General features: G+C 35.8%; 4 protein-coding genes and 1 pseudogene. All 5 read left to right on the plus strand.

The window, feature by feature from the left end; genetic code table 11:
- Window positions 1-328 precede the first annotated feature (328 nt).
- On the plus strand, window positions 329-628 hold the full coding sequence (locus PEPTYR26121_RS08370) for a hypothetical protein (RefSeq protein WP_246285931.1): 300 nt from the start codon (window positions 329-331) through the stop codon (window positions 626-628).
- Window positions 628-1,740: a DUF2800 domain-containing protein gene (locus tag PEPTYR26121_RS08375; protein WP_180500966.1), complete on the plus strand. Its 1,113-nt coding sequence runs from the start codon at window positions 628-630 to the stop codon at window positions 1,738-1,740. Before PEPTYR26121_RS08370 ends, PEPTYR26121_RS08375 begins: the two co-directional genes overlap by 1 nt.
- 1 nt (window position 1,741) lies before the next feature.
- Window positions 1,742-2,293 (plus strand): DUF2815 family protein, encoded by a 552-nt coding sequence (locus tag PEPTYR26121_RS08380; protein ID WP_019125147.1) that lies wholly within the window; start codon window positions 1,742-1,744, stop codon window positions 2,291-2,293.
- Window positions 2,294-2,302: 9 nt separating this feature from the next.
- Window positions 2,303-2,503, plus strand: coding sequence for a hypothetical protein (locus PEPTYR26121_RS08385; RefSeq protein WP_002834902.1), 201 nt, complete (start codon window positions 2,303-2,305; stop codon window positions 2,501-2,503).
- Window positions 2,478-3,132, plus strand: a pseudogene (locus PEPTYR26121_RS08390) (DNA polymerase); the annotation flags it as partial. The gene PEPTYR26121_RS08385 and the pseudogene PEPTYR26121_RS08390, both read left to right, overlap by 26 nt.

Here is a 3,132-nt window from a genome sequence, read left to right on the forward strand (position 1 = left end):
TCTCTACGAAATGAAAGAAAGAGAAGTCGCAGAAGTAGTAGGAATATCCCAAAAAACAGTTAATAACATCAAAAATAAGCATTTACCAAAGATTCAAGAAAAATTGAGACCTTGGAAAAAATAATTACTCAAAAACTTACTAGATGTCCTAAGGAGTATGAGGGAAGAAGTCTTACTCAAAAATTTAATGAATGTCCCAAGGAGTATGAAAGGAGGAACAAAGTGGACTTAGTAAAAAACGAACAGATGGCAGAAAGCTTAATAGCCATCTCAATTGTTGCTAAGAAGATAGCTATGGAATTAATGCAACTAGAGAAAGGAGAAAAAAGTGTCAAGAATAAAGCTACTAATGGAAATCAAAGAAGATGCAGAGAATCTTGCATCTAGTATAGGTGTCCTTCTCACAGCACTAGAAAGTGATGAGGAACTACCTAAAGACGAAGAGGAAGTAAAACAAAATGAAAAGACCTATGAGATTGAAGATGTTAGAAAGATACTAGCCGACAAATCAAGATTAGGTCATACAGCAAAGATAAGAGAACTCTTAGAAAAGTATGGGGCTAAAAAATTATCTGAGATTGATCCAAGTAACTATAAAGACTTGGTAGCAGATGTGGAGAAGTTGTAATGGGCGCTCACGCTATTTTATCAGCATCATCTTCTAATAGATGGATTCACTGTCCGCCAAGCGTTAGGCTCTCTCAAAAATATGAAGATGAGGTTAGTCCTTATGCACTTGAAGGTACCTCAGCTCATGCCTTAGCAGAATATAAACTAAAGAAGTTATTAGGTTTAGATACTAAAGACCCGACAGAGGATTTAGATTTTTATGATGAAGAAATGGATGAGCTAACTGAGGGATATGCTTCATATGTAACTGAAGTAATAAGTAGGTACGAAAGCCCAGCCGTCTTTGTGGAAGAAAGACTTGACCTATCAGACTATGTTAAGGAGTCCTTTGGAACTGCTGACTGTGTAGTTGTTGGAGGAAAAGAACTTCATGTAATAGATCTAAAGTATGGTCAAGGAGTTTTAGTAGATGCTAAAGAAAACACACAACTCATGTTATATGGACTTGGTGCTCTGACTCTCTTCGATGGAATTTATGATATTGAGGAAGTAATTCTTCATATCTATCAACCAAGAAGATGCAATATCTCAACTTATGAAATTAAGAAGATAGAACTATATAAGTGGGGAGAATCCATACGAGAGATTGCCGAGAAAGCATATAAAGGCGAGGGGGAATTCTCTTGTGGAGAATGGTGCATATTCTGTAAAGCTAAGAATAAATGCAGGAAAAGGGCAGAAGAGAACCTAAAACTAGCACAAGAAGAATTCATCCTACCACCAGAACTATCTGACGATGAAATTGAAGAGATTCTACCAAAACTAGACGAAATGGAACAATGGGTCAAAGACATCAAGGCCTATGCTTTAGAAAGAGCAATGAGGGGCCATAGGTGGAAGGACCTAAAACTGGTTGAGGGTAGGTCTAATCGAAGATACAGAGATGAAGATGAAGTAGTTAAGAAAGTAAGAGAACTGGGATTTAACCCCTTTGAAGAGAAGTTACTTGGCATCACAGCTATGACTAAGTTACTTGGTAAGAAAGTCTTTGACGAAAATATCAGTGGTTTGTTAGTAAAACGAAAAGGAAAGTTAAGCCTAGTAAGTATTGATGACAAGCGAGAAGAAGTAAAAATTGACAATGTTAAAGAAGAATTTGGAGGTAAATAATATGTCAAATATGAACAAAACTAAAGTAATTACAGGTGAAGTTAGATTAAGCTATGCGAATGTTTGGGAACCAAAGTCAATCAATGGTGGTAAAGAAAGATACTCAGTATCCGTCATCATACCAAAGAGTGACCAAAAGACAATCGAGAAGATTGAAAAAGCAGTAGATGCTGCTATTGATGAAGGACTTTCTAAATTCAATGGAAAGAAGCCAAATAAGAAAGCTATCAAACTACCATTAAGAGATGGCGATACAGAAAAAGATGATGAGGCTTACGCTGATGCATACTTCTTAAATGCTAACTCTATGACAGCACCTCAAATTGTGGATAGAAATGTAGAACCAATCTTAGATAGGAGTGAAGTCTACTCAGGAGTTTATGCAAGGGTATCACTAAATTTTTATGCCTACAACGTAAATGGCAATAAGGGCGTTGCCGTAGGTCTTGGAAATATTCAAAAACTAAGAGATGGTCAACCTTTAGGAAATAGGTCTAATGCAGCAGATGACTTCGATGCTATGGACGATGATGATGAAGATTTCTTAGCATAGGAGGTAGAAATGGACTATTTAATTACAGCAATAGTTTTAGCTATTTGGTCCTTTTTATGGTATAAGCTTGGATTTTTACAAGCTCAGTTAAAAGAACTAGATAGAGATATCAGAAAAATAGAAAAACAAATAAAAGAAGATAGAAAAAATAATTTAGCAGAATTAACAAAGCTTAGTGATAGCTATGAAGAAATTGTCCATAGATCTTGAGACCTATTCTTCAGTTGATTTAGGCAAAAGTGGTGTATACAAATATGCCGAGAGTGAGGATTTTGAAATCCTCCTCTTTGCCTATTCTATTGATGATGGAGAAGTTAAGGTCATAGATTTGGCAAGTGGAGAGATTATTCCTGGAGAAATATTATCAGCACTTAGCGATCAAAACATAGAAAAGTGGGTTTTTAATGCAAACTTTGAAAGAGTATGTCTGTCAAGATTCTTAGGTAAGAGACTAAAACCTCAAGGTTGGTACTGCACTATGATTTGGTCAGCCTATCTTGGTCTACCTCTATCCCTTGAGAAAGTCGGGGAGGTTTTAAAACTTGATAAGCAAAAGATGAATGAAGGCAAGGCCCTTATTAGATATTTTTCTATTCCTTGTAAACCAACTAAGACCAATGGTATGAGGACAAGAAATCTACCACATCATGATTTAGAAAAGTGGTCTACATTTAAGAAATATAATCAAAGGGATGTGGAAACAGAAATGGCTATTAAGAAAAAATTATCAGCATTCCCTTTGCCTCATTCAGAATGGGAAAACTACTGGATAGACCAAAACATCAACGATAGAGGAATCTTAATTGATGAAGTTTTAGTTGATTCAGCTATTAAATTTG

Origin of the sequence: Aedoeadaptatus nemausensis (genome assembly GCF_903819165.1) — a bacterium.
Taxonomy (GTDB): domain Bacteria; phylum Bacillota; class Clostridia; order Tissierellales; family Peptoniphilaceae; genus Aedoeadaptatus; species Aedoeadaptatus nemausensis.